We start from the raw sequence: 23563 nt of genomic DNA, 5'->3' as shown, positions 1-23563 counted from the left end.
ACCCCGACGCACTGAAGAGAGCAAGTCCATGCAGGAACAGATCCGCACGTTCATCCTCGACACCCTGGCGGCGATGAACTACGACGTCTCGCAGGTCACTTCGGAGACCGACCTCGGCCCGGCCGGCCTCGACCTGGAGTCCCTCGCACTGGCCGACCTGGCGGTGCAGGTCGAGGAGGAGTTCGGCATCCGCTTCGAGCTGGACGACATGGAGTCCACCGCGCTGATGACCATCGACGAGTTCAGCGCCGAGGTCGCCGCCCGGATCGCCAAGTCCTCGGTGGACGCGGCCTGATGAGCACCGGCACCCCCGAGCCGGGCACCGGCCTCCCCGAGCCGCGCTTCGACCGGGCCGAGGCGGTCGCGATGCTCGCCCGCTACGGCGACCGCTCCCCCGAGCAGGTCGACGACCATCTCGGCTCGCTCGAACTGACCTGGCTGATCGCCGAGGCCGAGCAGGCCTACGGCGTCCAACTCGACCTGGACGACCACCGTTTGGACGCGATCCGCACGGTGGACGACGCGGTCGCCGCGATCGGCGCCCAGCTCACCGCGCACGGCGCCCCGCCCGCCGCCGTCACCGCCTCGCCCGCCACCGTCACCGCCGAGCCAGCCGACGTCACCGCCGCGCCCGCCGCCCGGCCCGCTCCCGCCCAATGACCGGGACCGCTCTCCGGAACGGTCCGCCGCGGCGCACCGTCCTGGTCGGCGGCATCGGCGTCCGCTCCGCGTTCGGCCCGGGGCTCCCGGCCCTGTTGGACGGCGCGCTGGCCGGCCGTCCCGCGTTCGCCCCGGTGGACCGCTTCTCCACCGCCGGGCACCGCACCGACCGCGCCGCGACCGCCTCCGGCTCCGAACTCCCGGGTCTGGCAGACCAGTTGGTGGCCGTGCTGGGCGAGGCGGGCGCACTCGCCGGCGGCGCACCCGAGGAACTGCTGCTCGCCCTGCACGGCGACCGGCGGGCCGCACCGGTCGCCGCCGAGGTCGCCGAACGCACCGGGCTGCGGCCCAGGGTGTACACCGGCGCGTGCGTGGCGGCCGCCACGGCCGTCGCCGACGCCGCCGCGCTGATCGCCTCCGGCCGCCGCGAACGCGTGCTGGTCGCGGCCGGCTACCTGGTCGAGCCGGACACCTTCGCGGTGTTCGACGCCGGCCGGGCGCTGGCCGGGGACGGCGCCGTCCGCCCGTTCAGCCTCGGCCGGCAGGGCATGCTGCTGGGCGACGCGGTGGTGGCCGTGGTCCTCGAATCGGTGCCCTCGCTGCGCCGCCGCGGCGGGCCCGAACCCCTGGCGCGGATCGCCGGCTGGGCCCGCACCGGCGACGCCCACCACGTCTGCCGGCCGCACCCCGACGGCACCGGCCTGGCCCGGGCGGTGCGGCACGCCCTGGCCCGGGCGGGCGCCAGGCCGGACGCGATCGGCTACGTCAACGCCAACGGGGCCGGGTCCAAGCTCGGCGACCTCGCCGAGGCCGCCGCGCTGCGCACCGTCTTCCCCGCCGGCACCCCGCCGGTCAGCTCCACCAAGTCCGTCCACGGCCACGCCCTGGAGGCTTCCGCGCTGCTCGAACTCGCCGTCACCGTCGGCGTGTTGCAGGCCGGGCAGCTGCCCGTCAACGCCGGCTGGCAGCACCCGGACCCGCACTGCCCGCTCGACCTGGTGCTCGACCGTCCGCGCCGCGCCGCACCCGGCCTGGCACTCACCCTGAACTCCGCGTTCGGCGGCGCGAACACCGCACTCCTGGTGGCCGCCGCATGACCACCGCCGCCGTCACCACGCCCCCGCAGGACGCCCTCGCGCCCCGGGAGCTGACCGGCCCGCTGCGGGTGCTGGCGTCCGCCGCCTGGCCCGAGCGCCCGGACGACCGCCTCCCGCCCATCGCCGGGTTCGTGGAGTCCAGCTTCAACCCGCTGGTGGCCGCCACCGCCGACCGCTGCCTGCACCGCCACTACGGCCCGCCGCCCGCCCTCGGCGCGCCGTGCACCGCCCTGCTGCTGGTCAGCCCGACCGGCGACACCGGCACGGCGGACGCCCTCTCCCGGGCCACCGGCGCCGGGCGGCGTGTCCCGCCGCTGCTGTTCTTCCAGTCCAACCCGAACGCCGTCCTCGGCCACCTCGCCGCCCGCTGGCAGCTCGACGGGCCGGTGGTCGCGCTCGGCCCCGGTTTCGACGCCGAGGCCGAACTGCACGACCGCGCCCGGCTGTTGATCGAGGACGGCGACGCCGAGCAGGTCCTCCTGATCACCGCCGTCCAGGGTCCGCCCGACCGCGCCAGCGCCGTCCTGCTCGCCCCCTGAGACGCCGAAGCCCCGCCGACATCCCCGCACCGGCCCCGCCGACATCCCCGCACCACGAGAAGCACCACGAGAAGAACGGGATCCATGAGCCTCCGCACCCTGCGCGCCGTGCTGTCCGAGGACAGTTCCGTCGGCGCCGGCAACGTCCTGACCACCCGGGTCGAGCAGGGACTCGGCCTCGACTCGCCGACCCTGACCTTCGACACGCCCGTCGACGGCCACCCCGCCCACACCGCCCTGACGCTCCGTCAGCTCGACCTGGCGGTAAGGAAGCGGGCGTCCACGCTGCACCGGCTCGGGGTGCGGCGGCGCGATCCGGTGGCGGTGCAGGCGTCCGCGGCGGCCGACCAGGTGCTGGCGTTCCTCGCGCTGACCCGGCTCGGCGCCATCCCCGCGCTGCTCAACCCGGCGCTGGACGCCGACACTTCGGCTCGCTACCTGCGCCGCCTGAACGCGGTCGGCCTGCTCGCGGACAGCGACCACGCCAGGGCGCTGGCGGGCCGCGACATCGGCACCAAGCTGCTCACCGGCACCGAGCAACTCGCCGACGGCGATCCGGAGTCCGCTCCCGACCCGTACCGGCACTGGCCCTCCGACCCGGTCGCCATCACGCACTCCTCGGGCACCACCGGCCTGCCCAAGGCGGTGCTGCACTCGCATCAGAGCCTGTACGCGGCGATCCGCCACCGGCTGCTGCTGCCCCGCCCGCAGGGCATCGACCGGGTGCTCAGCGCGCTGCCCGCCGCGCACGCCGCCACCCTGATCGCGGTCAACCTGGCGCTCAGCTTCGACGCCCAACTGCACCTGCTGTCCAGCCAGTCGGGCCGCGTGGTGCTGGACGCCGTCGAGCGCTGGCAGCCGCTCGGCGTGTACGGGTTCGCCACCACCTGGGCCGACCTGGCTCGGCACGACCTGTCCGCCCGCGACCTGTCCTCGGTCGGCCTGTGGTGGAACACCGGCGACTGCGCGCACGAGACCCACATCCGCCGCCTGGTCGCCCAGGGCTCCCGCGAGATCGCCACCCGGCAGGGCCGGGTCCGCACCGCCGGCTCGGTGTTCATCGACGGCCTCGGCTCATCCGAGATGGGCCACTCGCACTTCTTCATCACCCACACCGTCGACTCCGACCGCTACGGCCGCTGCGTGGGCCGCCCGCACGCCTTCGTCGACTGCGCGATCCTCGACCCCGACGGCAACGAGCTCGGCCCGAACCAGGTCGGCGAACTCGGCACCCGCTCCCCCACCCTCGCGGTCGGCTACTGGAACGACTCCGCCACCACCCACCGCACCCGCCTGCGCGACTACTTCCTCACCGGCGACCTGATGTACCGCGACGAGGACGGCTACTACTACCACGTGGACCGCGCCGTCGACACTGTCGACCTCGGCGACGGCCGCCGCCTGCACACCGCCGCCGGCGAGGAACGCGTCCTCGCCGCCTGCCCGGACGTGCTCGACTGCACGATGGTGGCGTTCCGCGACGGCGACCGCGTCGTCACCGACGTGCTGCTCCAACTCGCCCCGGACGCAAGCGAGTCCGACGAGCTGACCGCCCGGGTGCTGGCCGCGCTGGAGCCGTACGTCGCCGACACCGTGCGCGCCGTGCTCGCCGTGCCGGACGACCGCATCCCGGTCGGCCCGACCGGCAAGGTCCGCAAGGTCCTGCTGCGGCAGCAGCACCTCAACGCGGCCGGCGCCCGGTGAGGGCGCCCGGCGCGCAGATCACCGGCATCGGCTGGGTGACACCGCTCGGCCGCGACGTCCCCGAGGTGTTCCGGGCCCTCGCCGACGGCCGCTCCGGGCTGAGCGCCCCGCCCGCCGACCACCCGGCGGCCGGCTGGCTGCGGGTCGCCGGCATCGCCCCGGCCGTGCCCGCCGCCGAAGTCCTGCCGCCGACCGAGACCCGGTGCGCCGACCGCTTCCTGCTGCTCGCCCTGGCCGCCGCGAACGACGCCCTCGCCGACGCGAAACTGACGATCCGTCAGGACACCGACCCCGAACGGGTGGCGGTCGTCCTGGCCACCGGCGGCGGCGGGCTGGAGAGCTACGAGCAGCAGGCCGCCGGGCGCCGCGAGCGCGGCCGGGCGGCGGTCAGCCCGTACCTGCTGCCGGGCATGCTGTCCAACATGGCGGCCGCCCGGATCGCCATCACGCACGGCATCCGCGGCTACAGCTCGGCCGTGATCACCGCCTGCGCGGCCGGCGCCCAGGCCGTCGCCGAGGGCCTGCGGCTGATCCGCGGCGGCGAGGCGGACGTGGTGGTGTGCGGCGGGGCCGAGGCCCCGCTGCACCCCACGATCGCCGCAGCCTTCGACAACTCCCGTGCGCTCGCCGCAGGTTGGGACGACCCGAGGCAGGCGTCCCGACCGTTCGACGCCCGCCGCAACGGGTTCGTGCTGGGCGAGGGAAGCGCCGTCCTGGTCCTGGAGCGCACCGAGCACGCGGCGGCCCGCGGCGCGTCGGCGTACGCGGAGCTGTCCGGCTGGGGCGCGGCCACCGACGCCCACCACCCGACCATGCCGCGCCCCGACGGGGCCGGCGCGGCGAGCGCGATGCGCGCGGCACTGCGCTCGGCCGGGCTGCAGCCTTCGGCGGTGGACTACGTCAACGCCCACGGCACGGGCACCAAGTTGGGCGACCGGGCGGAGGTCTCCGCGCTGCGCGAGGTGTTCGGCGCGGCCGGCCCGCCGGTCAGCTCCACCAAGGGCGCGACCGGCCACCTGCTGGGCGCCGCCGGGGCGGTGGAGGCGGCGGTGTCGGCGCTGGCCGTCGCCGAGGGCCTGCTGCCGCCCACGCTCAACCTCGAACAGGTCGACGCCGACTGCGAGTTGCGGCACGTGCGCGGCTCGGCGGAGCGCCGCCCGGTGCGCCACACGCTGTCCAACTCGTTCGCCTTCGGCGGGCACAACCTGAGCCTGGTGTTCGGCCCGCCGAGCATTCCGGGCCGGCAACTCGGCCTCGCGGAGCGGCACTTCGGCCACGCGGGCACGCACCTCGGAGGGAACTCATGACCGTGTCGGGCATCGCCTACCTCGAACTGTACGTGGAGGACGCCCACAAGTACGCCGCGCAGCTGCGCGACGACTGGGGCTTCGCACTGGACCGGCCGCTGCGCACCTCGCCGGGCACCGTGCAGGTGCTGGCCCACCAGGGCTCGATCCGGCTGCTGGTGACCTCGGCGGCGGACGCCGAGCACCAGGTCACCGAGTGGGTGCGGCGGCACGGGGACGGCGTCGCGGTGATCGCGCTGCGGCACGCGGACCAGGTGGCGGCGGCCGCGGCGGCCGAGCGGGCGCTGAACGCGGGTGGCGGCTGCCTGGACGGCGCGGGCACGGTCTCCGGGTTCGGCGACCTGGCGGTGCGCTTCGCGGACGCGCAGGACCTCCTTCCCCCGGATGAACTGCTCGGCGGGGGCGGGCTGTTGGAGCTGGACCACGTCGCGATCGTGGTGCCGGGCGGGGAGTTGGACGCCTCGGTGGAGTGGGCGATCCGCGGGCTGGGCTTCCGGGAGATCTTCCGCGAGTACATCGAGGTCGGCGCCCAGGCGATGGATTCGCGGGTGGTGCAGAGCCCGTGCGGCCGCGTCACGTTCACCCTGCTGGAGCCGGACACCTCGCGGGCGGCCGGCCAGATCGACGGCTTCCTGGAGGCGCACGGCGGCGCGGGCGTCCAGCACGTGGCGTTCTCCACCGCCTCGATCACCTCCTCGGTACGGGAGTTGAGCGCCCGGGGCGTGGCCTTCCTGTCCACGCCGGGCGCGTACTACCGGGCGCTGGAGGCGCGCCTCGGCCCGACCGGCATCCCGGTCGGCGAGCTGCGCGAGACGAACGTGCTGGTGGACCGCGACCACGGCGGCGAATTGTTCCAGATCTTCGCCCGCTCCACCCATCCGCGCCGGACCTTCTTCCTCGAACTGGTGGAGCGGCGTGGCGCGGGCTCGTTCGGCACCGCCAACATCAAAGCTCTCTACGAGGCGGTGGAGCGCGAGCGCGCCGCCACCGCCGACCACTGACCGACGCCCGTACCATCGACCGAAGGGGAGCCCTCAAGTGACCACCGCCATCGACCCGTTCGGGCTGTCGGAGGAGGAGTCGGCGCTGCTGCCGACCGCCGAGGAGGTGCTGGAGTACGCGGAGCGCGGCTGGTACCTGTCGCGGCGGCTGTTCGACGACGACGAGCTGGACGCGCTGCAGGCCGCCACCGAGCGGTACTACGCGGGCGAGCGGGATCGCGAACTGCCCGCGCGGCCGCCGCACTTGGCGTCCTGGACGCCGGCCGACGGCCCGGTGCAGCGGCACAACGACTACGTGCACTACGAGCACGCGGAGATCGGCCGCATCCTGCGCAAGCCGCTGCTGGGCGCGGTCGCGGCGCGCCTGGCGCAGGCCGAGGAGATCCGGGTGTTCCAGGCGACGCTGATCTACAAGCCGCCGGTGGCGGGCGAGCCGAGCAACATCGTGCCCTGGCACTTCGACAAGCACTACTGGCAGACCTCCACCTCGCAGCGGATGCTGACCGCGTTCGTGCCGTTCCACGACTGCACCCGGGAGATGGGCACCATCGCCATGGTGGACGGCAGCCACCGCTGGGAGGAGCGCCCGGGCGGCGACGACTCGACCCGGCACTTCGCCGCCCGCGACCGCTCCGAGCTGGAGCAACTGCTGCACGAGAACGCGGAGTTCAACGGCTCGGAGGTGAACATCGTGCCGGTGGAGATCCCCCGCGGGCACGTCTCCTTCCACCACTGCCGGACCTACCACGGCTCCGGCCCGAACCGCTCCGCGCAGCCGCGCCGGGCCGTCTCGCTGCACCTGCAGGACGGTGCCAACCGCTACCGCTCGTACCTCCGGCCGGACGGCTCGCCGGTGGTGTACAACCACGACGCGGTGGTGCGGCGGACGGCGGACGGCCTTCCCGACTACGCGGACCCGGAGTTCTGCCCGGTGCTGTGGCGGTCGGGCCGGTGAGCCTGCCCCACCTCGCGGACCCGGCCGGGCGGTACCGGGCGATGCGACTGATCCGCTCCTTCGAGGAGCTGGCCCTGGAGTGGGTGCGGTCGGGGCTGATCGTCGGCGGCACCCACCCGTACATCGGCCAGGAGGCAGTGGCGGTCGGCGTGTGCGCCGCGCTCGCGCCGGAGGACCAGCTGACGTCCACCCACCGGGGCCACGGCCACGTGCTCGCCAAGGGCGCCGACCCGGGCCGGCTGCTGGCCGAACTCGCGGGCCGGGTCGGCGGGTTGAACCGGGGCCGGGGCGGGTCGATGCACGCCGCGGACTTCTCGCTGGGCATCCTGGGCGCGAACGGCATCGTCGGGGCGGGCGCGCCGATCGCGGTCGGCGCGGCCTGGGCGGCGCAGCGGCAGGGCCGCTCCCGGGTGGTGGCGTCGTTCTTCGGCGACGGCGCGCTCAACCAGGGGGTGCTGCTGGAGGCGTTGAACCTGGCGTCGATCTGGCGGGCCCCGGTGCTGTTCGTGTGCGAGAACAACGGCTATGCGACGACGCTGCCGGCCGGGGCGGCCGTGGGCGGCTCGGCGTGCGGCCGGGCGGAGGCGTTCGGCATCGCGGCGGAGACGGTGGACGGCATGGACGTGGAGGCCGTCCGGGCGGCGGCCGAGCGGCTGGTGGCCCGGGCCCGCGCGGGCGGCGGCCCGGCCTTCCTGGAGTGCCTGACGTACCGCTTCGAGGCGCACCACACCATGGAGCGCCGCTTCCGGCTCGCCTACCGCACCCCGGAGGAGGTGGCGGCCTGGCGGGCCCGCGATCCGCTGGTGTCGGCGGCGGCCGCGCTGTCCGCGTCCGCGGTCTCCGCCGTCGATGCGGAGATCGTCCAACTCCTTTCCGAAGCGGCCGGGTTCGCGCTAGCCTCGCCCGAGCCTGATCCGGCGACGGCCGGCGACCACCTGTACGCGAGCGGGCTGCGGCCCCGGTCGGGAGCGGCACTGTGACCCTGCTGTCGTACGCGAAGGCGATGAACCGGGCGCTGACGGACGCGTTGGCGGCCGACCCGGCGGTGTGCGTGCTCGGCGAGGACGTGGGCGCGGGCCTGGCCGGGCTGACGCTGGGCCTGCAGCAGCGCTTCGGCGCCGAGCGGGTGGTGGACACCCCGCTGTCGGAGCAGGCGTTCACCTCGGCGGGCATCGGCGCGGCGCTGGCCGGGATGCGGCCGGTGATCGAGTTGCAGATCCCCTCGCTGCTGTTCCTGGTCTTCGAGCAACTCGCCAACCAGGCACACAAGTTCTCGCTGATGACGGGCGGCCAGGCGCGGGTGCCGCTGACCGTGGTGGTGCCGGGTTCGGGCTCCCGCAGCGGCTGGGCGGGCCAGCACTCGGACCACCCCTACGGCCTGTTCGCGCACGTCGGCATCAAGACGCTGGTCCCCGCGACGCCCACCGACGCGTACGGGCTGCTGAGTTCGGCGATCGCGGACGACGACCCGGTGGTGCTGTTCGCCCCGGCGGGCGCGCTCGGCGTCCGCGAGGACGTTACGGCGCCGCTGGAGCCGGTGCCGCTGGGCGTGGCCCGCACGCACCGGGCGGGCACCGACGTGACGGTGGTCGCGGTGGGCCACCTGGTGCACCAAGCTCTGGCGGTGGCCGAGGAGTTGGCGGGCGAGGTGTCGGTGGAGGTGCTCGATCCGCGCACCCTGTACCCGCTCGACCGTGCCGCACTGCTGGCCTCCCTGGAACGCACCGGGCGGCTGGTCGTGCTGGACGACTCCAACCGCTTCGCCGGTTTCGCCGCCGAGGTGCTGGCGGTCGCCAGCGAGGACGGCCGGCTGCTCGCCCCGCCGCGCCGGGTGACCCGGCCGGACGGCGCGGTGCTGCCGTTCGCGCTCGGCCTGGACCGGGCGCTCCAACCGGACGCCGAGCAGCTGCGGGACGCGATCCGCGCCGTCCTCAAGTAGCCCTGCCCCCGCGTTCCCTGCTGGCCCCATTCCCCCCGTTCACCCCATTCCCCCTGTTCCACCACACCACATCACCCTCACCACACTCCTTGAGGAGAGCAGCCATGAGCGACCGCTACCACTGGGACCGCAGCCACCCCGGCCTGACCGCCCTGCGCGAGTCGATCGAGGAGGTCCGCCGCGAGGTGGTCTCCCACCCGATGTACCTGGCGCTGGACAGCCTGGAGAAGGTGCGGACCTTCCAGCAGACCCACGTGTTCGCCGTCTGGGACTTCATGTCCCTGCTCAAGTGCCTTCAGCGGCAGCTCACTTGTGTGAGCCTGCCGTGGCTGCCGGACGGCCCGACCGCGAGCCGCCGGCTGATCAACGAGATCGTGCTGGTGGAGGAGAGCGACGAGCTCGGCGACGGCTACATCAGCCACTTCGAGCTGTACCTGGACGGCATGGCGAAGGCGGGGGCCGACACCGCCCCGGTCGAGGCGTTCCTGGCGGCGGTGCGTTCCGGCCGGCCCGTGGCGGAGGCCGCGAAGCTCGCCGAAATCCCGTCCGCGGCAGCAGAGTTCACGGCCGTCACGTTCGGGATCATCGAGGACGCGCCGGTGCACTGCCAGGCCGCGGCGTTCGCGTTCGGCCGGGAGGACCTGATCCCGGAGATGTTCGAGCAGGTGGTCCGGATCGACGACGCGGCGGGCCGGCTGAGCATCTTCAAGGACTACCTGGCCCGGCACATCGAGGTGGACGGCGAGCAGCACACCCCGATGGCCATGCAGATGCTGATCGACCTGTGCGGCGACGACACCGAGCGCTGGGAGGAGTGCGCGGCGACGGTCCGCACCGCGCTGCGGGCCCGGGTCGCGCTGTGGGACGCGATCACCGCCTCGCTGTGACCTGAGGATCCGGCCCCGGCGCGGACGTCACCGCCTCGCTGTGGCCGACGGGCCCGGCCCCAGCCCCGGCCCCGGCGCGGCCGTTCCGCACCGGGGCCGGAAACCGCTTTCCCGGCGGGTCAGTTCTGGCCGAGCCACATGTCCGGGCCGAACACCTCGTAGTGGATGTCGGCGGCGGGCAGACCGGCCTCCAGCAGCTGGGTGCGCACCGAGCGCATGAACGGCAGCGGGCCGCACAGGTAGGCGACGGCGCCGGCGGGGACGTCCAGGCCGGACAGGTCGACGCGGCCGGTGCGCGCGGCGGGCCACTCGCCCTCGGGGTGCTCGTACCAGACGTGCGCCTCGGCGTTCGGCAGCTTCTCGACCAGGCGGGCGAAGTCCTCGCGGAAGGCGTGGGCGGACTCCTGCCGGTCGCCGTGGACGGCGATCACCCTGCGGGTGGCGCCGGTCTCGGCGAGGTGGTCCAGCATGCCGATGATCGGGGTGCAGCCGATGCCCGCCGAGGCCAGCACCACGGGGCGGTCCTCGTCGGCCAGTTGGACGTCGCCGAAGGGGTGGCTGACCAGCAGGGTGTCGCCCTGGCCGACGTGCTGGTGCAGGTGGGTGGAGACCTCGCCGGCCGGGTCGCCGGCCACCCGCTTGACGGTGATCCGCAGGCCGTTCTCGGGCCGGCCGGACAGGCTGTACTGGCGGATCTGCCGTGCGCCGTCCGCGAGTTCGACCTGCACCGAGACGTACTGGCCGGGCTTGTGGGCCGGGACGGGGCCGCCGTCGGCCGGGCGCAGCACGAAGGTGGCCACGTCGGCGGTCTCGGCGGAGCGGGAGACCACCAGGTAGGGGCGGCGCTCGCCGTGGGTGCCGCTCTGCTCGTACAGGCGGGCCTCGATCGCGATCAGCGCGTTGGCCATCAGCCAGTACACCTCTTCCCAGGCCTCGGCGACCTCGGGGGTGACGGCGTCGCCGAGCACCTCGACGATGGCGGCGAACAGGTGGTCGTGGACGACCTGGTACTGCGGGCCGGTGACGCCCAGCGAGGCGTGCTTGTGGGCGATGCGGGCGAGCATGGCGTCCGGTCGCTCGTCGGGGTTGTTCACCAGGGCGGTGGCGAAGGCGGCTATGGAGCCGGCGAGGGCCGACTTCTGGCTGCCGTCGGCCTGGTTGCCGCGGTTGAACAGGTCGCGCAGCAGCTCGGGGTGGGCGGCGAAGAGCCGCTGGTAGAACGAGCCGGTGATCTGCTCGATGGCCGCCCCCACCACGGGCAGGGTGGCGCGAACGGTCTGCGCGGACTTCTCGGACAGCATCCGGAGCTCCAAACTCGCATCTGAGATGCGTATTCAACGGTATGGGAATGCCTGCTGTTGACCGATGGTGACGGAAAGTGACTGCTGCTGGCCCGTGCCGATCAACCCGCGATCGGCCGGCGACCGACGGCGTCCGTCTGGCGATCAGTTGACGAAGTGCAGTTGGAAAGCGCTTTCCGGACGCGCCGGGGCAGCCCCGGGACCACCCCGAACCCCCGGCTAGCCACGGCCGGGCAGTCCGAGCAGGACCGGCCCGGTCGGCGGACCGACCAGGTCGTTCACGGTCAGTGGGTCGAGCGTCGCGAAGAACGCTTCCTGTGCCTGGCGCAGCAACCCGCGCAGTCGGCAGGAGTGGCGCAGCGGACACGGCGGCTGGTCCTCGCAGCCGACCACGTCCCCGGCGCCCTCCAGTTCCCGGACGATCCGGCCGAGCGATCCGTTGCGGCCGGCGGCGGTGAGGACGAGCCCTCCGCCGCGCCCGCGCCGGGCCTCGACCACGCCCAGGTGCTGGAGACGGCTGACCACCTTCGCCGCGTGGTTGTAGGGGACGTCGACCGCCTCGGCCACCTCGCGGGTGGTCGGGGTCTGGTCCTCGTCGAGCACCGCCAGACGCATGGCGATGCGCAGTGCGATGTCGGTGCTCTTGGTCAGCCTCACGGCGCTGACTCTAGCCAATTCCGTATCTGAGATACTAATTAGCTCCGTGTCTGCTGCGTCACGTTTCCCGCACCCGGCCCGGACGACCCGACCGGCCCGGACGACCCGACCGCCCCGGGCGACCCGACCAGCCTGGGCCGGCCCGCTCGGCGGTGATCCGCGTCACCACTGTGCGGCGCATCCACCGGCGGCCCCGGTCCGCCCGTAGGCTCGGCACTTCCCGGCCCGGCCCGCTCCTCGGCCCGGCACACTCCCCCGTGCGCACGCTCCCCGTGTTCACGCTCCCCCTCGACGGAGGCCCCAGGTGATGGCACGCCAGCTCCTCGATCTGCTGGTCGATCCCGGCAGCTTCACCTCCTGGGACGAGCCCGTCACCACCGAGCCGGCCGACCCCGACTACCGGGACGCCCTGGCCCGGGCCCGCGCCCGCACCGGCCTGGACGAGGCGGTGCTGACCGGACGCGCCCTGCTGGACGGCCGGCCGCTGGCGCTGGTCGCCTGCGAGTTCGGCTTCCTGGGCGGCTCGATCGGCGTCGCCACGGCCGAGCGGATCACCCGGGCCGTGGAGCGTGCCACCGCCGAACGCCTCCCGCTGCTGGCCCTGCCGGTCTCCGGCGGCACCCGCATGCAGGAGGGCTCCGCCGCGTTCCTGTGCATGGTCCGGGTCACCGCCGCGGTCCACGCCCACCGCGCGGCGGGCCTGCCGTACCTGTCCTACCTGCGCAACCCCACCATGGGCGGCGTGTTCGCCTCCTGGGGCACCCTCGGCCACCTGGTCCTCGCCGAACCGGGCGCCCGGCTGGGCTTCCTGGGCCCGCGCGTCTACGAGGAACTGCGCGGCGAGCCGCTGCCGCCCAGCGTCCAGCGCGCCGAGACCCTCGCCGCCAACGGCCGCCTGGACGCCATCGTCCCGCCGGAGCGGCTGCGCGCGTTCGCCTCCCGTGCCCTCGCCGTCCTCACCGCCCGACCGGACCTCGCGGGTCCGCCGTCGCCTGCCACCTCCCCCGCCCCGGCCCCCGGAGACGCCCCCGTCACCCCCGCCGCCCCCGGGGACGCCTGGGACGCTTGGGAGTCGGTGCTCCGCAGCCGCCGTCCCGACCGGCTCTCCGCACTCCAACTCCTCGAACACACCGCAGAGTTGCTCCTCCCGCTGGACGGCGACAGCGCACTCGTCCGGGCCCTCGCGCTGATCGGCGGGCGCCCGGTGATGGTGGTCGCCCAGCAGCGCTCCGAACTCCCCTTCACCGCGGCCGACTTGCGGGCCGTCCGGCAACAGGCGGAACTGGCCGAGGAGTTGGGCATGCCGCTGCTCACCGTGGTCGACACGGTCGGCGCCGAACTCTCCGTCGAGGCCGAACTCGACGGCGTGGCGCTGGAGATCGCGCACTGCCTGACCACCCTGGTCGGCCTGCGCACGCCCGTCCTCGCCGTCCTGCTCGGCCAGGGCAGCGGCGGCGGCGCGCTCGCCCTGCTGCCCGCCGACCGGGTCATCGCCGCCCAGCACGCCTGGCTCGCCCCGCTGCCGCCCGAGGGTGCCTCGGCCATCGTCCACCGCGACGGCGAGCACGCCCCTCAACTCGCCCGCGCCCAGGGCATCACCGCCGCCGCGCTCACCGCCACCGGCCTGGTCGACCAGGTCGTTCCCGAGACCGACGACCCCGCCCACCTGCGCGACCACCTCGCTGCCGCCATCACCCGGGCCCTCGCCGAACTCGCCCAACTCCCGGACGCCGCACGCCTCGCCGCCCGCCGCACCCGCAACCGCCACCTCGGCGGCCCGCTCACGGGCTGAACTCCCACCGGCCGCCCCCACCGGCCGCCCCCACCGGCCGCCCCGCTCGGCCGTCCGGGTGCGCTCGGGCGGCAGCACTGTGTCGGGCGGCCCGGTCCGTACGGGCCCCGGCATAGCCTCGGCCGAACCGCCCTCGGGCCCGACCGGAAGAGGAATCGCCGTGCGCTCGCTGCTCGCCTGGACCGCTCTCTCCCTCGCCGCGGGAACCGGCCTGCTCTACCTCGCCGCCCCGCTCGCGTCCGCCGACGAAGGCTGGTACGAGGTAGCGGGGTTCAGCACCTACCTCGACTGCTTCGAGGCGGGCACCGCCCTGCAGCACAACGACTCCCGCGTCGACCAGTGGTCCTGCGCCGCCTACCCGGACACCCGCACGTGGTACCAGCTCGAATACCACTCGACGTCCTGACCTGCGCTTCCGCCGTCGCCCGGGGCCGGGCTGCCCGGGAGCGACGTCGTCAGCCGATCGGGGCGGTCAGTTCCATCGCGCGCAGCGCCGCCGCCAAGGACTGCGGGTCGCCGATGTCCAGGGCGGTGTCCGTCAGTTTGATGACGTGCTCGTCGCCGTGTGCCAGCGCCCGGTCGAGGACGTCCTCGGCGGTGAGGCCGCCGGCCGGTTCGCGGTGGAGTGCGGTGGCCGGGGCGTACATCGCGGTCACGGTCGCGGCGGCCGTCCAGGCGGCGTGCAGGCTCGACAGCCACAGTGCGGGCGGGAGTGCGGGCAGGGTGCGCAGGACGGCGTTGGGGGCGGTGGCGGCGTGCACCAGCATCGTCTGCTCGCCGTGGCCGTGGGTGGCGTACCGGTGCGTCGCGGCCCGGACCAGTTCGGTGAGGCGGCGCTGTGCCTCGGCCGGTTCGGTCGTCGCGTCCGCCCAGGTCGGCAGGGCCGCGACGTGGTCGAGCCGGTCGGGGAACCCGCCCTGCTGGACGGCGATGCGCGGGACCTGCGCGAGGGCGGCGGCCGCGGACTCGGCGGCGGGCAGCGCCGTACGTGCCGGGACGAGACGGTGGCGGGCGGCCCAGTAGCCCAGGCCGTGGGCGAGTTCGGCCAGCCGGGGCCCGGTCGGCGGGCCGGCCAGCAGGGTGCGCACGGCGTGGCCGACCCGGATCACCGGGTGCGTCGAGCCGCCGTGGATCCCGGGCAGCAGGCGGGGCCACCACGCGCCGAGCACCTCGCGCCAGGGGTGCTCGGCGAGTTCGCGCTCGAAGTACTCGATCCAGTCGGCCACCCGCCTCGAATCCCCCAGCGCCGAAGGCCAGTTGGCGTCCGTGACCGGCTCGACGCGGGACGGGTGGTCCTCCAGCTTGTCGGCGTACCGGTCGAGCCAGCGGTGCACCGCGTCCGCCCGGCCACGGGCGGCGAGGGCCTCGACGGCCATCGGTGCGTGGTTGGTGAGCCGTCCGAGCCGCTCGGGCCCGGAGAGGTGCAGGCGTTCGAGCGCCTCGTCCAACGTCCCGGTGAGATCCATGGGGAGACAGTAGGCAGGACCGCGCGGCCGCCGTAACGGGCCGGAGGCGTAGGGCGAGCGCCGGACCCCCCACCGGTCGCCCGGCGGAGGGCATTCCCGCGCCCAACAGCCTCCCGTCGTCCGACCAGGACGGGCCTCCGCGGGTCCGGTCTCCGCTGTCAGGTCCGGGCATTCGGGCCGGGCCTTCAGGCGGGGCTGTCAGGTCGGGTCGCGCAGCCAGGCGGCGAGCACGGTGAAGTCGGTTTCGGTGAGGCCGACTTCGGGATCGACGCGGTGCAGCAGGGCCGGCCCGGGATGCTGGTGGGCGATCCACTCGCGATCGGCGTCGGCGATCTCGTCGTCGACCCAGGCGAACGGGCTTCCGGCGGCGTGGGCGACCAGCGCGGGAGTCTTCCAGTGCACGCGGGGCCCCGGGTGGGGCACAGCGGGGGGCGGGTCGGGCAGAACGGGCAGCGGGGGCAGTCCGAGCAGCGGGGCGAGGCACGCGTTGGCGTCCTCGAACCAGGTGGTCGCCCACACCAACCGGCATGGCAGCGCCGCGAGTTGACGTCCGACCTGCGGATCCACCCGGATCAGCAGCGGATTCGACTCGCCGGTCAGCTCGCGGACCCGCCGCGCCGTCAGGTGGGTGCGGTGCCGAGCCGGGTCGCCGCCGAACGGGATCAGCGGGCCGTCGACGTCGAGGTAGAGCAGGGGAATTGAGGACTCCATGGTCGCTCGATGATGCCCCGGCCGGAGGTGCCGCCGCACCTTTCACGCCGTCGGCGGTTCGCCGCTTCACGCCGGGACGTGGAGCAGGGTCCGGCTCGCTCACCCGGCGCGCAGCGTCTCGGCCAGCCAGTCGGCGGTGTCCGGCAGCCAGTCCGGCAGGGCGTTGCCGAGCAGGTGGTTGCCGTGGGGGACGTGCAGGACCTCGGCGTGCGGGAGGTGGGCGGCGAGGGCCTCGGCGTTGGTGACGCCGGGGATGCGGTCCTGGCCGCCCTCCACCAGCAGGAGCGGGCGGGTCAGTCGCGGTGTGAGCGCGGCGAGGTCGAGGTGGTCGGCGAACTCGCGGGCGGCGTCCGGGTTCCCGCAGTGCCGGCTCAGGGTGGCAGTGACGAACGGGACGAGCGCGTCCCACTCCAGGCGGTACGGGCCGCTGACCAGTGCCGCCGCCGTCACGCGGGGGTCGTGGGCGGCGACGGCGGCGGCGAGGTAGCCGCCGAGGCTGAGGCCGACCACGGCGATCCGCTCGGGGTCGATTCGCTCCGCGGCGGTGGTCGAGTCGGCTCCGGGCTCGGAGTCGAGCGCGGCGAGGGCGTCCAGGGCCCGGGTGACGGCGTGCCGGTGGCTCGTCGCGTTCAGCGTCGTGGTGGCGGCCAGCACTCCCTGGCCCGGGCCGTCGATCGCCAGGACGGCGACGCCTCGGGCGAGCAGCGCGTCGGCGACGGCGTGGAACTCCTCCTTCGCGGAGTCCATGCCGGGGATCACCACCGCAACGGGAAAGCGCTTGCCCGTTGCGTCCGCCGGGGTGCGCAGCCAGCCGGTGAAGCCGTCGCCGGACAGGCGGCGGGCCCGGGGTTCGAGCAGGGCGAGCGAGAGTTCCATCGACCGGTCCGACTCCCGTTCGAGCTCGGCGGACCGCGCCGGGTCGGGGTCGGGGATCAGGGCGCCCAGGTGGAACCAGCGGGCGGCGAGGCGGTGGTGTTCGCCGGCCGTCCGGGTGCGGCCGCGGGCGGCGGCCTGTTCGGCGGCGGTGCGGTGGCGGTGGGCGGCGGCGCGGCAGGCGTCGGGCCACTGGAGCAGCGACTCCAGCGGGGCGGTGACCCGGTCGTACTCGAAGAGGTCGATGCCGGCGCCGTGGGCCCGCGGGCGGGTCTCGGCGGCGAAGCCGGCGGCCAAACCGGGGGCGGAGAGGAAGGAGAGGTCGGTCGGGTCGGTCATCGGGGTGCGGTCCTCCGGGGCACGGGCATCGGCCGAGCTGACAGATCGACAAATCAACAATGGTGGAGGGAAGGTGGCGGGCAGCCGCGGGCGACAGCACCGCACTGTCCATGTTCAACACTCCGATGATCATCAATACATTGATGCCTGTCAACACCTGTACGCCGAGCAGCCCTTGTAGCATCCTCGCCATGGGAATGCCTGCCAGCGACCGTCTCGGCCTCGATCTGCACCTCGCCCACCAGGAACTCCTGGCCGCGAAGCGCGCCGCCGTCGAACCCGCCGGGCTGACGGTGCCCCAGTACGCGGCCCTGTACGTGCTCGCCGAGAACGCGGGCATCAGCGGCGCCGCACTCGCCCGGGCCTGCCTGGTGACGCCGCAGGCGATGGCCGTCCTGCTGCGGCACCTGACCGAGCGCGGCTTGGTGGAGCGCGCCCAGCACCGCTGGCACCGCAACATCGTGGAGGCCCGCCTCACCGACCAGGGCCGTGCGGCGCTGGAACTCGCCGACGAGCGCGCCGAATCCGTCGAGAACGCCTTGAGCGCCGAATTCACCGCCGCCGAACGCGAGCAGCTGCGCCGGCTCCTGGCCCGCGCCGCCGAAGCCCTCCACCGCGCCGCCGACACCCTCGACTGACGCCCTCCACCCACACGTTCGACCGCCGCCCGCGGCCCGACCACCGCCCCCGCGCCCTCGCCCCGCCCCCACGCCCCGCCGCCCCACCCCGGAAGCCGGGACCACGCCGCCGCGCACGGTGGTGACTTCGCCGCACGCCACTCGTTGAACGGGTCGTGCCAGCGCCAGGGCAGAGCGACCCGTTGAGCCACCCACCGACCGGGTTCCGGCCCGCCGACCGAGCCACCCTCGGAATACTGACGCGTGCGTTCCCGCCCGAGCTCGTCGACCAGGTGCTCGTCGAGTGCGGCCGGGTCGAGCAGCGCAGCCGGCTGCTGCCCGCGCGGGTGGTGGTCTACTTCGTGCTGGCGATGGCGCTGTGCGGCGGCGGGCACGGCTACCCGGACGTCGCCCGCCTGCTGGTGCGCGACCTGGAGCGGGAGCGCTGGTGGCCGCAGGACTGGCAGGTGCCGACCACCACCGCGATCGGCCGCGCCAGGTCCCGACTCGGAGCGGAGCCGCTGCGCCGCCTGTTCGAGCGGACCTGCCCGCCGCCGCCCGCCCCCGGCACGGCCGACGCCTGGTACCGGGGCCGGCGGCTGGTCGCCCTGGACGGCGCGATCCTGGACGTCCCGGACACGCCGCCGAACGCCGCGCACTTCGGCCGTCCGTTCCCCGCCGAGAAGCGCGCCCGCACCCGGACCGCCTCCCGCCACACGCCCGGCGTCGCCGCCCGGCTCGGCGCGGAGGAGACCGACAGCTACCCGCAGGCCCGCGTCAGCGCGCTGGTCGAGTGCGGCACCCGCACCGCGCTGACCGCCGACGTCGGCCCGCTGTCGACCCACGAACGCGCCCTCGCCGAGGCGATCTACCCGACGCTGACCCGCGACATGCTCGTCCTCGCGGACCGCGGCACCACCGACCCGGCGACCTGGCGGGCGGCCCTCGCGGGCGGCGCGGACCTGCTCTGGCAGGTGCCCTCCCGGGTCCGACTCCCCGTCACGGCACGGCTGGACGACGGCTCCCACCTGACCGACCAGGTCGAACAGGCCGACCCGGCCGCCCCGCCCGGCCGGTCGGGCGAGCACGCCCGCCCGACGCAGGTCCGCGTCATCGACTTCACACTGGACACCGACCGCCGCAACGCCCCGCCCCACCGGCTGCTCACCAGCCTGCTCGACCCCGTCGCCGCCCCGGCCGCCGATCTCGCCACCCGCTACGCACGGCAGTCCCGCAGCGGCACCGCGCTCGACCACCTGACGCCTGCCCGGCCGGCCCGCACCCTGCGCTCCCGCCACCCGGACGGCATCAAGCAGGAGATCTTCGCCCTGCTGCTCCTCGACCGCGCCTTCCCCGGCCCGCCCGACCACGCGGCCACCGCCCCCACCCCGCCGCCGACCGTCCAGGTGCTGCCCGCACCCCACTGACCGGCTGACCGGCTGCCCGGACCGGCCCGGTGTGGCCAATGTCGCACAGCGGATCTTCGCAGCTAGTGGGGGGTTTGACGGTCGGCTGCGGGTAGGCTGCGGCTGCCCGTCCCCCGAGCTGTGAGGAGTTTGCGCGTGTCTGCGATCACCGTGGTGGGGGTCGGTGCGGACGGCTGGCCCGGGCTGTCACCGACGGCCCGGGACGCGCTGCTCGCGGCCGAGGCGGTGCTGGGCGGCACACGGCAGTTGGCGCTGCTGCCCGCCGAGGTGACGGCGCAGCGGGTGTCCTGGCCGTCGCCGCTGCGGCCCTCGGTGCCGGGCCTGCTGGAGCGGTTCGCGCGGCAGCGGCTGGTGGTGCTGGCGAGCGGCGACCCGATGTTCCACGGGATCGGCCGGACGCTGATCGAGTGCGGCGTCCCGGTCGGCGCGCTGCGGGTGCTGCCGCATCCGTCCTCCGTGTCGCTGGCGTGCGCCCGACTGGGCTGGCCGGTGGAGGAGACCGAGGTGGTGACGCTGGTCGGCCGCGCCCCGGAGTCCCTGCACGCGGCGCTCTACCCGGGCCGCCGGGTGCTGGTGCTGAGCGCGGACGCCTCGACCCCGGCGCTGGTGGCGAAGCTGCTGACGGAGCGCGGATTCGGCCCGAGCCGGGTGCGGGTGCTGGAGCAACTCGGCGGCCCCGCCGAGGCGTTGCGCGAGGGCGTGGCGGACGGCTGGTCGCTGCCGGCGGGCGATCCGCTGAACGTGCTGGCGATCGACTGCGCGGTCGCCGACCCCAACGCGCCGCGCCCGCAGCTGACTTCCGGCCTGCGTGACGAACTCTTCGAGTCCGACGGACAGTTGACGAAGCGTCACATCCGCGCGGCGACACTCGCGGCGCTCGCCCCGACACCGGGCGAACTGCTCTGGGACATCGGCGGCGGCTCCGGCTCGATCGGCATCGAATGGCTGCGGGCGCACCGCAGTTGCCGCGCGATCAGCGTGGAGCGCGACCCGGTCCGGGTGGGGCGGATCGTCCGCAACGCGGCGGCGCTGGGCGTGCCGCGGCTGCGGGTGGTGCACGGCGCGGCGCCGGCGGCGCTGGCCGAACTCGACGTCCCGGACGCGGTGTTCGTCGGCGGCGGGCTGACCGTGCCGGGTGTGCTGGAGGCCTGCTGGGCGGCGCTGCGCCCGGGCGGGCGGCTGGTGGCGAACACGGTGACGCTGGAGTCGGAGGCGCTGCTGACGCAGTGGTACCGGCGGCACGGCGGCGAGTTGGTGAAGCTGGGCGTGGCGCACGCGGTGCCGGTGGGCGGCTTCACGGGGTGGCGGCAGGCGATGCCGGTGACGCAGTGGAGCGTCGTCAAGGGCGAGATGGAGAGCGGCGGCGCCGGGGTGTCCGGTGCGGTCCGGGAAGTCGGAGGAACGGCGAAGTGACGGTCTATTTCATCGGTGCCGGCCCGGGTGCGGCCGATCTGATCACGGTGCGCGGTCAGCGCACGCTGGCGAGCTGCGGGGTGTGCCTGTACGCGGGGAGCCTGGTGCCGCAGGAGTTGCTGGCGGACTGCCCGCCGGGGGCGCGGCTGGTGGACACCGCCGATCTCGACCTGGACCAGATCATCGCGGAAATCGTCCGGGCGCACCGCGAGGGCCAGGACGTGGCGCGGCTTCACTCGGGCGACCCGTCGGTGTTCTCGGCGATGGCGGAGCAGATGCGCCGGCTGGACGCGGCAGACATCCCGTACGAGGTGGTGCCGGGCGTTCCGGCGTTCGCCGCGGCGGCGGCCGCGCTGAAGCGAGAGTTGACGGTCCCGACGGTCGGCCAGACGGTGATCCTGACCCGGGTGGCCCGGCAGGCGACGCCGATGCCGCCCGGCGAGGAGCTGGCCGTCCTCGGCCGGAGCGGCGCGCTGCTGGTCCTGCACCTGGCGGCCCGCTACGTGGACAGCGTCGTCGAGGAACTCCTCCCCCACTACGGCCCCGACTGCCCCGCCGCGGTCGTCGCGATGGCCAGCCGCCCGGACGAACTGGTCCTGCGCGGCACCCTCGGCGACATCGCCGTCCAGGTGAAGGCGGCGGGCGTGCTGCGCACCGCCGTGATCATCGTGGGTCAGACCCTGGCCGCGACGGAGTTCCGCGACAGCCACCTGTACTCGACCACCCGGGCCCGCTGACCTCGCCCGCCCGGCGACAACGGCGGGTGACAACGGCCGGCGGGCACCATGCCGCCCGGGACGAAGGCGGCGCGCGAAGGGAAGCGCGCGCCGCCGGGGCCTCGGGGGTGTACCCAGCACCACCGTGAAGACGGAATCCTGCATGATGGAGCGTCAGGGCGGGGCTCGGCAGGATCGTGCCCATGAACAGCACTTCGAACCGCAGGCGCCGGATCAGCGCGGTCGCGATCCTGGCTCTCGCCGCATCGGTGGCCGCGACCGGCACCGGATTCGCCGCGCCGCCCGCCCTGCCCGTCCCGCCCGCGCCGTCCACCGTGCACGCCGCCGCGACGGCTACGGGCGCGCTGCCGCGCTCCTTCCAGGGCGCGCTCCCCGCGCCGACCGGCCGCTACGCCGCCGGCGAGGAGGTCGTCCACCTCACCGACGCGAGCCGTCCCGACCCGTGGGTGCCGTCGTCCGGCCCCCGTCAACTGACCGTCACGATGGTGTACCCGGCCGTCCCCGGCACGGGCACTCCGGCCCCCTACATGACTCTCGCCGAGGCCGCCGGCGCCATCCGGCAGCGGAACATGCCGGCGAGTTCCGGCGTCACCGCGCAGAATCTCGCCGGCGTCACCACGCACGCCTTCAACGGCGCGCGGCCGCAGCGCGGCAAGTATCCGCTGGTGGTCCTCTCCCCGGGCTACGAGGACCCGCGCATGGTGCTCACCTCGCTCGCGACCGAGCTGGCCAGTCGCGGCTACGTCGTCGCGCTCGTCGGCCACACGCACGAGGACAGCGGCGAGACGCTGGCGAACGGCGAGACGCCGCCGTGCGCGATCTGCGATCACCCGGAGACGCTCGACTTCGACTCCGTCACCGCCAGCCGCGCGCTGGACGTGTCGTTCGTGATCGACCGGTTGACGCACGGCAATTCGGCCTGGCGCCTGGCGCACCTCATCGACAAGCACGAGATCGGCATGGCCGGGCACTCCCTGGGTGGAGCGGCGACCGTCCCCACGATGATCGCCGACCCGCGGGTTCGGGCCGGGGTGAACATGGACGGCACCTTCCACCCCGTCCCGAAGCCCGGCCAGCTCGACCGGCCGTTCCTCATGCTGAGCCACACGCCCGGCGGCACCGACCAGTACAAGGATTGGGAGCAGGCCTGGACGGCCCTCGACGGCTACAAGGAGTGGCTGTCGGTCACCGGCTCCGACCACTTCAGCTTCACCGACCTGGAACTGCTCCTGGAGCAGGCCGGGTTCCCGGCGTCGCCCCTCCCGCCGGCCCGCGGGGTGGCGATCACCCGCGCGTACGTGACGGCGTTCTTCGACCGGACGCTGAAGGGGATCCCCGGTCCGCTGCTGGACGGCCCCTCGCCGGACAATCCGGAGGTGGTCTTCCAGCACCGACCGACCGGTTGATGCCAGCGGCTCGCCGGGGTGCCTGAGCCTCCCGCCCTGGCCCGAGCCGTCCCCGGCCCGAGCCGTCCCCGGCCTGGGCCGTCCCCGGCGTGAGCTCAGGCCAGGGAGGCGATGAACGCCTTGGCGCGGCGGGTGATTTCGGGCCAGTCGCCGGCCGCGACGGCCTGCGGGGGGACGACGTCGGTGCCGGCGCAGACGGCGAGGGCGCCGTGGTCGAGGAAGGCCTTGGCGTTGGTGGCGTTGACGCCGCCGGAGGCGACCAGGGGGATGCCGGGGTAGGGGCCGTGGAGGTCCTTGAAGTAGCCGGGGCCGAAGGTCTTGGCGGGGAAGATCTTCACGGCGGCGGCGCCGAGGTCGAGGGCGTCGGCGACCTCGCTGGGCGTCAACGCACCCATGACGACGGGGATTTCGGCGTCGCGGGCGATCTCGGCGACGGCGGGGCGCAGGCCGGGGGTGACCAGGAACCGGGCGCCGGCGTCGATGCCCTGGCGGGCCTGGTCGGCGGTGAGGACGGTGCCGACGCCGATGCGGCAGCCGGCCTTGGCGGCGGCGGCAAGGTGGCGGGTCACGTCCGGGGTGGTGAAGGTGAGTTCGGTCCAGGCGATGCCGCCTTCGGCGAGCGCCTCGCACAGGGCGACGGCGTCGGGGATCTCCGGGGCGCGTACCACGGCTATCACGGGCTGTGCGGCCAGCGCGGCGCGCAGATCGGTCACTTCGGTTCCCATGGTTTGTCAC

At 74.7% G+C, this 23563-nt stretch carries 24 protein-coding genes; 18 read left to right on the top strand and 6 right to left on the bottom strand.

What is annotated here, in order from left to right:
- Nucleotides 1-28: 28 nt before the first annotated feature.
- The 11 genes from ACWEMJ_RS08670 to ACWEMJ_RS08620 all read left to right on the top strand — a co-directional run bounded on the left by ACWEMJ_RS08670 (nucleotide 29) and on the right by ACWEMJ_RS08620 (nucleotide 10089).
- Entirely contained in the window at nucleotides 29-295 is a 267-nt protein-coding gene (locus ACWEMJ_RS08670) for an acyl carrier protein (protein ID WP_452136245.1), read from the top strand.
- Nucleotides 295-660 carry a hypothetical protein gene (locus ACWEMJ_RS08665; RefSeq protein WP_452136244.1) on the top strand — a complete coding sequence of 122 codons (366 nt, stop codon included), beginning with the start codon at nucleotides 295-297 and terminating at the stop codon, nucleotides 658-660. Before ACWEMJ_RS08670 ends, ACWEMJ_RS08665 begins: the two co-directional genes overlap by 1 nt.
- Nucleotides 657-1757 (top strand): beta-ketoacyl synthase N-terminal-like domain-containing protein, encoded by a 1101-nt coding sequence (locus tag ACWEMJ_RS08660; protein ID WP_452136243.1) that lies wholly within the window; start codon nucleotides 657-659, stop codon nucleotides 1755-1757. Before ACWEMJ_RS08665 ends, ACWEMJ_RS08660 begins: the two co-directional genes overlap by 4 nt.
- Nucleotides 1754-2296 (top strand): beta-ketoacyl synthase chain length factor, encoded by a 543-nt coding sequence (locus tag ACWEMJ_RS08655; RefSeq protein WP_452136242.1) that lies wholly within the window; start codon nucleotides 1754-1756, stop codon nucleotides 2294-2296. Before ACWEMJ_RS08660 ends, ACWEMJ_RS08655 begins: the two co-directional genes overlap by 4 nt.
- 84 nt (nucleotides 2297-2380) lie before the next feature.
- Nucleotides 2381-4000, top strand: a complete 1620-nt coding sequence (locus ACWEMJ_RS08650) for an AMP-binding protein (RefSeq protein ID WP_452136241.1) — start codon at nucleotides 2381-2383, stop codon at nucleotides 3998-4000.
- The gene (locus ACWEMJ_RS08645) at nucleotides 3997-5307 is read left to right on the top strand and encodes a beta-ketoacyl-[acyl-carrier-protein] synthase family protein (protein ID WP_452136240.1); all 1311 of its coding nucleotides are present in this window, start codon (nucleotides 3997-3999) and stop codon (nucleotides 5305-5307) included. The genes ACWEMJ_RS08650 and ACWEMJ_RS08645 overlap by 4 nt, the downstream gene beginning before the upstream one ends.
- Nucleotides 5304-6308, top strand: coding sequence for a VOC family protein (locus ACWEMJ_RS08640; RefSeq protein ID WP_452136239.1), 1005 nt, complete (start codon nucleotides 5304-5306; stop codon nucleotides 6306-6308). Before ACWEMJ_RS08645 ends, ACWEMJ_RS08640 begins: the two co-directional genes overlap by 4 nt.
- A 37-nt stretch (nucleotides 6309-6345) precedes the next feature.
- On the top strand, nucleotides 6346-7263 hold the full coding sequence (locus tag ACWEMJ_RS08635) for a phytanoyl-CoA dioxygenase family protein (RefSeq protein ID WP_452136238.1): 918 nt from the start codon (nucleotides 6346-6348) through the stop codon (nucleotides 7261-7263).
- Nucleotides 7260-8243: a thiamine pyrophosphate-dependent dehydrogenase E1 component subunit alpha gene (locus tag ACWEMJ_RS08630; protein WP_452136237.1), complete on the top strand. Its 984-nt coding sequence runs from the start codon at nucleotides 7260-7262 to the stop codon at nucleotides 8241-8243. The genes ACWEMJ_RS08635 and ACWEMJ_RS08630 overlap by 4 nt, the downstream gene beginning before the upstream one ends.
- Nucleotides 8240-9202 (top strand): alpha-ketoacid dehydrogenase subunit beta, encoded by a 963-nt coding sequence (locus ACWEMJ_RS08625; RefSeq protein ID WP_452136236.1) that lies wholly within the window; start codon nucleotides 8240-8242, stop codon nucleotides 9200-9202. Before ACWEMJ_RS08630 ends, ACWEMJ_RS08625 begins: the two co-directional genes overlap by 4 nt.
- Nucleotides 9203-9306: 104 nt before the next feature.
- Nucleotides 9307-10089, top strand: coding sequence for a DUF3050 domain-containing protein (locus tag ACWEMJ_RS08620; protein ID WP_452136235.1), 783 nt, complete (start codon nucleotides 9307-9309; stop codon nucleotides 10087-10089).
- A 119-nt stretch (nucleotides 10090-10208) separates the two neighbouring features.
- On the opposite strand, the gene ACWEMJ_RS08615 is transcribed toward ACWEMJ_RS08620, so the two are convergent.
- Nucleotides 10209-11390, bottom strand: a complete 1182-nt coding sequence (locus ACWEMJ_RS08615; RefSeq protein WP_452136234.1) for a globin domain-containing protein — start codon at nucleotides 11388-11390, stop codon at nucleotides 10209-10211.
- Between the two features lie 219 nt (nucleotides 11391-11609).
- Nucleotides 11610-12047 (bottom strand): RrF2 family transcriptional regulator, encoded by a 438-nt coding sequence (locus ACWEMJ_RS08610; RefSeq protein ID WP_452136233.1) that lies wholly within the window; start codon nucleotides 12045-12047, stop codon nucleotides 11610-11612.
- Between the two features lie 307 nt (nucleotides 12048-12354).
- On the opposite strand from ACWEMJ_RS08610, the gene ACWEMJ_RS08605 reads away from it, so the two are divergent.
- Both ACWEMJ_RS08605 and ACWEMJ_RS08600 read left to right on the top strand, forming a co-directional pair.
- Nucleotides 12355-13839, top strand: coding sequence for a carboxyl transferase domain-containing protein (locus ACWEMJ_RS08605; protein ID WP_452136232.1), 1485 nt, complete (start codon nucleotides 12355-12357; stop codon nucleotides 13837-13839).
- A gap of 160 nt (nucleotides 13840-13999) precedes the next feature.
- Nucleotides 14000-14245 (top strand): hypothetical protein, encoded by a 246-nt coding sequence (locus tag ACWEMJ_RS08600; protein WP_452136231.1) that lies wholly within the window; start codon nucleotides 14000-14002, stop codon nucleotides 14243-14245.
- A gap of 49 nt (nucleotides 14246-14294) precedes the next feature.
- On the opposite strand, the gene ACWEMJ_RS08595 is transcribed toward ACWEMJ_RS08600, so the two are convergent.
- The 3 genes from ACWEMJ_RS08595 to ACWEMJ_RS08585 all read right to left on the bottom strand — a co-directional run bounded on the left by ACWEMJ_RS08595 (nucleotide 14295) and on the right by ACWEMJ_RS08585 (nucleotide 17228).
- Nucleotides 14295-15305, bottom strand: a complete 1011-nt coding sequence (locus ACWEMJ_RS08595; protein ID WP_452136230.1) for a questin oxidase family protein — start codon at nucleotides 15303-15305, stop codon at nucleotides 14295-14297.
- Between the two features lie 198 nt (nucleotides 15306-15503).
- Complete coding sequence (locus ACWEMJ_RS08590) at nucleotides 15504-16016, bottom strand: HAD domain-containing protein (RefSeq protein WP_452136229.1); 513 nt, start codon at nucleotides 16014-16016, stop codon at nucleotides 15504-15506.
- Between the two features lie 99 nt (nucleotides 16017-16115).
- Entirely contained in the window at nucleotides 16116-17228 is a 1113-nt protein-coding gene (locus ACWEMJ_RS08585; RefSeq protein ID WP_452136228.1) for an alpha/beta hydrolase family protein, read from the bottom strand.
- A 191-nt stretch (nucleotides 17229-17419) separates the two neighbouring features.
- On the opposite strand from ACWEMJ_RS08585, the gene ACWEMJ_RS08580 reads away from it, so the two are divergent.
- The 5 genes from ACWEMJ_RS08580 to ACWEMJ_RS08560 all read left to right on the top strand — a co-directional run bounded on the left by ACWEMJ_RS08580 (nucleotide 17420) and on the right by ACWEMJ_RS08560 (nucleotide 22828).
- Nucleotides 17420-17866: a MarR family winged helix-turn-helix transcriptional regulator gene (locus ACWEMJ_RS08580; protein WP_452136227.1), complete on the top strand. Its 447-nt coding sequence runs from the start codon at nucleotides 17420-17422 to the stop codon at nucleotides 17864-17866.
- Between the two features lie 182 nt (nucleotides 17867-18048).
- On the top strand, nucleotides 18049-19272 hold the full coding sequence (locus ACWEMJ_RS08575) for an IS4 family transposase (RefSeq protein WP_452136226.1): 1224 nt from the start codon (nucleotides 18049-18051) through the stop codon (nucleotides 19270-19272).
- A gap of 135 nt (nucleotides 19273-19407) precedes the next feature.
- Nucleotides 19408-20685, top strand: a complete 1278-nt coding sequence (cbiE, locus tag ACWEMJ_RS08570) for a precorrin-6y C5,15-methyltransferase (decarboxylating) subunit CbiE (protein WP_452136225.1) — start codon at nucleotides 19408-19410, stop codon at nucleotides 20683-20685.
- Nucleotides 20682-21422 carry a precorrin-4 C(11)-methyltransferase gene (gene cobM, locus ACWEMJ_RS08565; protein ID WP_452136224.1) on the top strand — a complete coding sequence of 247 codons (741 nt, stop codon included), beginning with the start codon at nucleotides 20682-20684 and terminating at the stop codon, nucleotides 21420-21422. Before cbiE ends, cobM begins: the two co-directional genes overlap by 4 nt.
- Nucleotides 21423-21604: 182 nt before the next feature.
- Nucleotides 21605-22828: an alpha/beta hydrolase family protein gene (locus ACWEMJ_RS08560; protein ID WP_452136223.1), complete on the top strand. Its 1224-nt coding sequence runs from the start codon at nucleotides 21605-21607 to the stop codon at nucleotides 22826-22828.
- A gap of 95 nt (nucleotides 22829-22923) precedes the next feature.
- Here ACWEMJ_RS08560 and ACWEMJ_RS08555 read toward each other — a convergent pair whose 3' ends face one another.
- A complete protein-coding gene (locus tag ACWEMJ_RS08555; RefSeq protein ID WP_452136222.1) occupies nucleotides 22924-23553 on the bottom strand; it encodes a bifunctional 4-hydroxy-2-oxoglutarate aldolase/2-dehydro-3-deoxy-phosphogluconate aldolase in 630 nt (209 codons plus the stop codon).
- Between the last annotated feature and the right edge of the window lie 10 nt (nucleotides 23554-23563).

Source organism: Kitasatospora sp. NPDC004531, from assembly GCF_053602195.1.
This window is presented reverse-complemented; position numbering and strand designations above follow the sequence as displayed.

Excerpts from the sequence above, each read along its gene's own strand:
- ACWEMJ_RS08670 (WP_452136245.1), top strand. The coding sequence starts at position 29 with ATGCAGGAACAGATCCGCACGTTCATCCTCGACACCCTGGCGGCGATG.
- ACWEMJ_RS08665 (WP_452136244.1), top strand. The coding sequence starts at position 295 with ATGAGCACCGGCACCCCCGAGCCGGGCACCGGCCTCCCCGAGCCGCGC.
- ACWEMJ_RS08660 (WP_452136243.1), top strand. The coding sequence starts at position 657 with ATGACCGGGACCGCTCTCCGGAACGGTCCGCCGCGGCGCACCGTCCTG.
- ACWEMJ_RS08655 (WP_452136242.1), top strand. The coding sequence starts at position 1,754 with ATGACCACCGCCGCCGTCACCACGCCCCCGCAGGACGCCCTCGCGCCC.
- ACWEMJ_RS08650 (WP_452136241.1), top strand. The coding sequence starts at position 2,381 with ATGAGCCTCCGCACCCTGCGCGCCGTGCTGTCCGAGGACAGTTCCGTC.
- ACWEMJ_RS08640 (WP_452136239.1), top strand. The coding sequence starts at position 5,304 with ATGACCGTGTCGGGCATCGCCTACCTCGAACTGTACGTGGAGGACGCC.
- ACWEMJ_RS08620 (WP_452136235.1), top strand. The coding sequence starts at position 9,307 with ATGAGCGACCGCTACCACTGGGACCGCAGCCACCCCGGCCTGACCGCC.
- ACWEMJ_RS08615 (WP_452136234.1), bottom strand. The coding sequence starts at position 11,390 with ATGCTGTCCGAGAAGTCCGCGCAGACCGTTCGCGCCACCCTGCCCGTG.
- ACWEMJ_RS08605 (WP_452136232.1), top strand. The coding sequence starts at position 12,355 with ATGGCACGCCAGCTCCTCGATCTGCTGGTCGATCCCGGCAGCTTCACC.
- ACWEMJ_RS08595 (WP_452136230.1), bottom strand. The coding sequence starts at position 15,305 with ATGGATCTCACCGGGACGTTGGACGAGGCGCTCGAACGCCTGCACCTC.
- ACWEMJ_RS08590 (WP_452136229.1), bottom strand. The coding sequence starts at position 16,016 with ATGGAGTCCTCAATTCCCCTGCTCTACCTCGACGTCGACGGCCCGCTG.
- ACWEMJ_RS08585 (WP_452136228.1), bottom strand. The coding sequence starts at position 17,228 with ATGACCGACCCGACCGACCTCTCCTTCCTCTCCGCCCCCGGTTTGGCC.
- ACWEMJ_RS08580 (WP_452136227.1), top strand. The coding sequence starts at position 17,420 with ATGGGAATGCCTGCCAGCGACCGTCTCGGCCTCGATCTGCACCTCGCC.
- ACWEMJ_RS08560 (WP_452136223.1), top strand. The coding sequence starts at position 21,605 with ATGAACAGCACTTCGAACCGCAGGCGCCGGATCAGCGCGGTCGCGATC.
- ACWEMJ_RS08555 (WP_452136222.1), bottom strand. The coding sequence starts at position 23,553 with ATGGGAACCGAAGTGACCGATCTGCGCGCCGCGCTGGCCGCACAGCCC.